The organism is Bacillota bacterium, assembly GCA_040754315.1.
In the GTDB taxonomy this organism is placed as follows: domain Bacteria; phylum Bacillota; class Sulfobacillia; order DUSP01; family JBFMCS01; genus JBFMCS01.
On record JBFMCS010000056.1, the window covers coordinates 43,141 to 49,551 of the forward strand.

General features: G+C 58.1%; 6 protein-coding genes and 1 pseudogene. 3 read left to right on the forward strand and 4 right to left on the reverse strand.

Features of this window, described 5'->3' with window-relative positions; translation table 11 throughout:
* Positions 1-109: 109 nt before the first annotated feature.
* The 3 genes from AB1576_12980 to AB1576_12990 form a co-directional block, all read right to left on the reverse strand.
* Positions 110-583, reverse strand: coding sequence for a hydantoinase/oxoprolinase family protein (locus AB1576_12980; GenBank protein ID MEW6082650.1), 474 nt, complete (start codon positions 581-583; stop codon positions 110-112).
* A 17-nt stretch (positions 584-600) separates the two neighbouring features.
* Positions 601-1,152, reverse strand: coding sequence for a hydantoinase/oxoprolinase N-terminal domain-containing protein (locus AB1576_12985; protein MEW6082651.1), 552 nt, complete (start codon positions 1,150-1,152; stop codon positions 601-603).
* A 99-nt stretch (positions 1,153-1,251) separates the two neighbouring features.
* Positions 1,252-1,905 (reverse strand): corrinoid protein, encoded by a 654-nt coding sequence (locus tag AB1576_12990; GenBank protein ID MEW6082652.1) that lies wholly within the window; start codon positions 1,903-1,905, stop codon positions 1,252-1,254.
* A gap of 514 nt (positions 1,906-2,419) precedes the next feature.
* On the opposite strand from AB1576_12990, the gene AB1576_12995 reads away from it, so the two are divergent.
* Entirely contained in the window at positions 2,420-2,830 is a 411-nt protein-coding gene (locus AB1576_12995; GenBank protein ID MEW6082653.1) for a hypothetical protein, read from the forward strand.
* Between the two features lie 146 nt (positions 2,831-2,976).
* Here AB1576_12995 and AB1576_13000 read toward each other — a convergent pair whose 3' ends face one another.
* A complete protein-coding gene (locus AB1576_13000; protein MEW6082654.1) occupies positions 2,977-4,005 on the reverse strand; it encodes a transposase in 1,029 nt (342 codons plus the stop codon).
* Between AB1576_13000 and AB1576_13005 the strand changes: the two are divergent.
* Both AB1576_13005 and AB1576_13010 read left to right on the forward strand, forming a co-directional pair.
* Positions 3,976-4,370, forward strand: a pseudogene (locus AB1576_13005) (IS1595 family transposase). The gene AB1576_13000 and the pseudogene AB1576_13005 sit on opposite strands and share 30 nt — an antisense overlap.
* Before the next feature lie 450 nt (positions 4,371-4,820).
* Positions 4,821-6,062: an HD domain-containing phosphohydrolase gene (locus AB1576_13010; GenBank protein ID MEW6082655.1), complete on the forward strand. Its 1,242-nt coding sequence runs from the start codon at positions 4,821-4,823 to the stop codon at positions 6,060-6,062.
* The last annotated feature ends 349 nt before the right edge of the window (positions 6,063-6,411 follow it).

Genomic DNA, 6,411 nt, shown 5'->3' on the forward strand with positions numbered 1-6,411 from the left:
TGGGCCCTTCACCCAGGACAGACAGGAGTTCCTCCTCTTCGGGGGTAAGCGCAATACCGGGCTTTGCCAGTTTCCACAGGAACTCGGTGGGCTGGTGCAGGGCGGGGCTTTAGCCAGGGTCCTGGGCTATAATCCTGAGTTCCTCCTCTACCCCGGAGTCCTGGCAGCCCATAAAGGAAAGCGGCATCGCCCTGCGAGGCCCTATCTCCAGGGCTCCCTTCCTGCTAAGCCAGATCTCGCTGTCCCCGCCAAGACCTATGGTATGGATATCAGCTGCCCTCACCCGGGTGCGCCAGCCGCCTATGACAGCTCCATCTGGGTTTACCTTAGGCTTTCCCTTCTTGACCACACCCAGGTCTGAGGTAGTACCGCCTATGTCTACTACAATGGCATCCCCCTGACCGGTAAGGTGTACGCCCCCCACCATGCTGGCGGCAGGCCCCGAGAGTACTGTCTCGATGGGTTTCTCCCTGGCCGTTGCCGCGTTCATGGGGCTTCCGTCCCCACGTACTATCATCAAGGGCGCGCGGATCCCCATCTCCCCAAGAGCAGCCTCAACGGCCTGGACTAGCCGGTCTAGCACGGGAATCAGCGCTGCGTTCAAGCAAGCGGTGATGGACCGTCCTGGAAGCCCAGCCGTATGGTGAGGTCACACCCGCACACCACTGGACGGGGGCAGATAGAGGCAATTATGGACTTGATCTCTTTTTCGTGAGAGGGGTTTCTCACACTCATGTACCCGGACACCGCGAAGGCCTCAACCACGCTTGCCATCTCTAGCACCTCGCTGGCGGCGGCATCGCGGTCAAGGGGCTCGACCTCTTCCCCGTGGACATCATGGGCACCAGGGATGACCCTGACAACGTCAGTGGGGAGATCGTTTCGAAGTGGCTTACCCAGGAGAAGAAGGCCAACCTTGCCACCCTTCCCCTCCACCACACTGTTTGTGGCCAGGGTGGTGGACAGAGATACCATCCGCACCGAAGATGGGGCAGGAATCTGAAGGCAGCGGATGCAGTCGAGTATGCCGTTGAGCAGGTTGCCATGAGTGGTGAAGGATTTGGCCTTGGACAGAATGGTCTTACCGGCAAAGTCAAAGAGCACACCATCGGTATAGGTGCCCCCAGTGTCAATCCCCAAGCCTAGATTCACATATCAAGCCCCCTGTGATATGGAGGCAGGCCTGGGGCCTCGCCTCCGGCGGTAACCGTGCCAGGGACTTTAGCTCCCCGGATGATCTGCTCTAGAGCCCTATGCCTTGCCAACCAGTCTCCTGGCCTCTCTCACCGCCGCCGTCGCATCGGGCGCGTAGGAGTCGGCCCCGATCTTGTCTGCCCAGCCTTGAGTAATGGGGGCGCCACCAACCATCACCTTAATGCCCTTTCTCAATCCTTCCTCCTCCAGGGTGTCCATGACCTCCTTCTGGCGGCCCACAGTGGTGGTAAGCAATGCCGACATACCAACTATGCCGGCACCGGATCCCTTGATGGCGTCTATGAACCTTTCCGTCTTCACGTCTACTCCCAGATCTATGACGTCGAAGCCCGCAGCCTTCAGCATCATCCTAACTATATTCTTGCCTATTTCGTGAATGTCGCCGGCCACTGTTCCCAGGATAATCGTGCCCAGGGGTTCACGCTTCTGCTTCTTCTCCAGGAGGAGCGGCTCAAGGATCTGGATCCCCGCCTCCATGGCCTCCGCGCCAAGGATCATGTCAGGAAGGAAGTACTCGCCCTTCTCGAACTTGGCACCCACTGCCTCGACGCCTGGGGTCAGGCCCCAGTCGATTATCTCCAGGGGATCGATGCCGGACTTCAGTCCCTCTTCCACCCATTGGGTTACCTCGGAAGCCTCGCCTTCGATAACGCCCTCCTGGATCTTCTTAAGCAACGCTGCCTTGTCCACGAGTGTCACTCCTTACTGCCTTATTTTCCCCTAATGATGAGGCCCACAGCGCCCAAGCCGCGCTGCAACGATCATACCCCAGGCCTTCTAGGCAAGTCCCTGTGGATCCGGTGGCCAGCTCCCGCGTGAGGTATCGCGCCTGCGCCCGGCGCCTGCCCCTCATACTTCTCCAGCCTCGACGCCGATCCTTCCCAGCGAAGTGAGGCCGGGTTGCCCCGGGACCAGGGTCCTCCTGGGATCAAGAGATACCAGGCAACCCTCGCAAAGGATGCCTCACTGCATTCGCACCCCAGGGTTGAATGCAAAGACGCATCGCCAGAAGGGTGCGCACGGGCATGGACTTGATGTTGGTGGAATAGTAGTGCAACTGCATGGCTTTTGCAGAGTGCCCTCGCCATCCGGGGAGGTTCAACACAAGGGAGGGAATAATGACTAGGGTGAGGTAGTGAAGGGCAACGGTCCGGCCGGATTGCCTGCCACCTCAACTTACTGCCTGACCAATGGGGCTGATACTGTGAGGGACACCATTGACCTGCTTTTTGTCCTCGCTTATCCTGCAATACTCATGGCAATAGGGTTCGTTGCGACCCGGCGCCAGAAGAACCTGGAGGACTATCTCATCGGAGGAAGGAATGTGGGCTGGTTCGTAGTGATGACCAGCTGGCTTGCCTCCTGGGTGGGTGGCGGATCCACCCTGGCCACCGTCAACAACGCCTACAACATCGGGCTTTCCGCCTTCTTGTATCCTCTTGCCATTGCCGTTTCCCCTCTTTGGTTTCACGTCTCCCGGCACGTGTTCCGGGTAGGTGACCGCCTGAAGCAAATGGCCTTCCCGGACGTAGTGGAGGATCGCTACGACACACGGTCGCGAGTGGTTGCCGCCATTACTACTTTCCTTGCCTACATCGCTTACACCACGGGCTAGATGGCCGCCGCGGGAACAATCATAGCGGTATAATGGGCTGGGACGTGATCACCAGCTTCTGGGTAGCAGCCATCGTAGTCATAGTCTATACATCGGTGGGAGGGTACCTGGCCGTTGTCTTGACCGACTTCGTACAATTCTGGTAACTATTCAGCCCATCCGGGCAAGAACCAGGGGGGCATGCAGATTTCCTCATTTCGGGGACGGGGTGAGCGGGCGGGTCCAGTGTTTGACGGCGGCCCGCAGGGAGGTATCCCCTGGTGCGGTGGGTGGAGACTTGCGGCGCTCGCGTCCCGCTGGTTCGGGTGCCGCGGGGTTGGAGGAACGGCTGGCCCCGGAACCCGGCTTCCCGCGCCGCCAGGAGTGGGTAGCCCCGCTTGCGCACGGTCGAGATGTAACCGCGAATGCGGCAGAATGCCGCGCACCAGCCAGGCTCCGGAAGGTACCGGGGATCTTCTGCTGCACCTTAACCATGCGCAGGTCGCGTTCCACCATTTGTTGTCGAAGGGGATGCGGAAGTCGTACATGAAGGCCAAAACCGCAGGGCGGTGTTTTTCCAGTCGCTCAAGGAGGTTTTGGGCCTTGGTCTTCTTGGGTCGCCCGCGCTGACCTTTCTGGCGGTCAGGCGTTGAAGGGTTCTGGGCCCATCCGCGGCTGAGCACCTGGCATTGTGCGGGTTCCAGGTGACTGGTACGGTTACGGGTTTGCTCCACCATTGACTTGATCTCAATGAGGAGATGGATCATCTCCTGGGCCCAGCTCTGGCCCTGTTCGGCGAGGGCGGTGAGTTCCCTGAGGTGGTGGGCGCCCGAGAGGGCGTGGTGGACTTTGGGGTAGGAGAAGTAAGGGGACCAGGCATCGTGGACAGCTGTGCCGATGGAACCGGATAGGATGCCCATCTCATCCAGGGCGGGGCGGCCGCGTCTGGGATGCGGGGTGTAGATGGTCTCTGTAGCAGTGCTGGCGGCATGCAGCCGATAGAGCCGGTCGCCGATACGGATACCGGTCTCGTCGCAGTGGACCACGGGGGCCTGGCGGATCTGCTCCCTGGTCGCATCCTCTACTGGCGCCAGGCGATCCGCGAGGGCACTTCCCCGAGGGGTGATGAGGAGGGGCCTGGGGGTCGTCGAGCACTGGGCAAGACCCTGGTCGCGGTCGAGCTCAAAGCACCCCATAGTTACGGGCGTCGTCGGCTCGCGACCGTGGCGGATGCCAGTGCTGCATTGCTGCAAGGATTCGTACGTGCCAACGTGGAGCGAGGGTCGGTGATTATCACCGACGGCTGGCCAAGATACATGGTCTTGGTGAAAACCGCGAGTACAAGCACAAATCGATCAACATCTCGAGGTCCAAACGGAAGGCTCACGAGGAACTCCCTGCCGTCCACCGGGTTGCCGCACTGTTGAAGCGTTGGCTGCTCGGAACTCACCAGGGCTCAGTCGCTCCGGAACACCTCCAAGCCTACCTGGATGAGTTCACCTTTCGCTTCAACCGGCGCACATCACGAAGCCGCGGCCTACTGTTCTATCGCCTACTCGAAGGCGCTTGCTGCAAAGCCTCCAACATATGCTAACCTCGTGAGGTCCTGTAAACCCAAGCGTGACGGCTTGAAGCCCATACCGCCATCAAGCCCACACCGCTTCCGGCAACCCCTTCAGCCTCCTCACCGACCCTGGCGCCATCCGAACCTAGATTGCCGTATCTGAATCGAAGCCCTCTTTGACCCGATTTCGTGGGTTGTCACCAACAAGAATCTCTGGAGGAAGGAGGAGGAATCGAGGGGGGGGCGAATTGCATTTTTTGTAAAGTCAAAAAGACGGCTGAATAGTTACCTTCGGACAACTGAAAGACCGTTTCGAATCCGAAAGGCCGAGCCTCCAGAACGTAGTTCTAACCAACAGGACGGTGGTCGATTGACTTGTGACACACACAAGCAATACAGACACTGGGAGCGTTTCTGAAGGAGCAATCCTGAATTATGAGGGGGATTATGAACAGTTCAATAAAGGAGCCAGTAATCCAGACTTCTGATTTAATCGTATCGCTGTCCAGGGCGGCGGATCTGGTCAGCCCGGCGCTGGCCAGCCACCATCTGCGGGTGGCCGTCATCGCTTACAGTATAGGGAGAGAGCTGAACCTGTCGGCGGCGCAGATTAACGATACAGTGCTGGCGGCGGCATTGCACGATGTAGGCGCCTTCTCCCTAGCAGAAAAAACGGCCGCTTTGCAGTTTGAACTGGAAAACCCTCATCAGCACGCGGAAACAGGATATCGGCTGCTTAAGAGTTACAGCCCTTTTTCCCAGGCGGCTGACATCGTGCGTTTTCATCATGTCCCTAGCTCCCACGGGGACTGGTTCAACGGCAATAAAGTGGCCCTCGGCAGTCATATAGTACATCTGGCGGATCGGGTGGCAGTGCTGGTGGGCGAACAGCGGGAAGTGCTGGGAGAAGCCAGGGAAATCTCTGAAAAGATCCGAGAACAGTCCGGGAAAATGTTTGTGCCGGATCTGGTAGAAGCCTTCGGAAGCCTGGCCGAAAAGGAGAGCTTTTGGCTTGATGCCGCTTCTCCGCCGGACCTGGCTTTACCGGGAGCTTTGGCCATCGAGGCGGACATTAACGAATTGCTTGGCTTAGCCAGACTTTTTTCGCGTATCATTGATTTCAGAAGCCGGTTTACTGCCACCCATTCCAGTGGCGTGGCCACCAGTGCGGAACAGATCGCCAGGTTTGTCGGGTTTTCCGAAAGAGAATGCGGGATGATGAAGGTTGCCGGCTACCTTCACGACTTGGGGAAGCTGGCTGTGCCGGCGGAGATTTTGGAAAAACCGTCAGAGTTGACAGGAACGGAATTCAACGTAATCCGCGGGCATACCTACTACACTTATCGCATCCTGGCCCCAATCGAAGAGCTTTATGACATAAACAACTGGGCGTCATTCCACCACGAACGCCTGGACGGCAGCGGCTATCCTTTCCATCATAAAGGTCGAGATTTGCCCTTGGGCTCTCGCATCATGGCGGTGGCGGATGTTTTCACCGCTATAACAGAGGACCGTCCGTACAGAAAAGGGATGCCTGAGGAAAAGGCGATGCAGGTTTTGCATCGGATGGCAGACAAGCAAGCCTTGGATCACGATATTGTGTATTTGCTGAAAATTAACTTTGCTAAGATTAATGCCAGCCGGACGGAAGCTCAGGCGAGGGCGGCAGAGGAATATCGGGAGTATTGACGGAAGGCTGGTTACGCCTTGCAGATAATCGCCCATGCCGGGCGTACCAGGAACGCACATTGACGGTGAAGATGTCACCGCCAGTGTACACGAGAGTCGCCTGCATTGGTGCCCGATTGGTGCCTTAGTGTGCCAGAAACCGCATTCTTGTGCAGAATTAACAAACCGTAACAGCCCAATAAACACGGTAAAAGTTTCACGCCCGCACAAGGTTACGAACGCGGCCCATTGGCGGTCACGCTGATAACACTGTGGATTTTCAACTGGGCCCCACGGGTGCCTGGAAACTGCTGTGCCAGGTTCTTATGAAGTCTGATCAAGGTCCCGTCCGCTACCACCAGGTCCTTAA

Coding starts and splice junctions, on each gene's coding strand:
- AB1576_13000 (MEW6082654.1), bottom strand. CDS start 4,005: ATGGGGTGCTTTGAGCTCGACCGCGACCAGGGTCTTGCCCAGTGCTCG.
- AB1576_13010 (MEW6082655.1), top strand. CDS start 4,821: ATGAACAGTTCAATAAAGGAGCCAGTAATCCAGACTTCTGATTTAATC.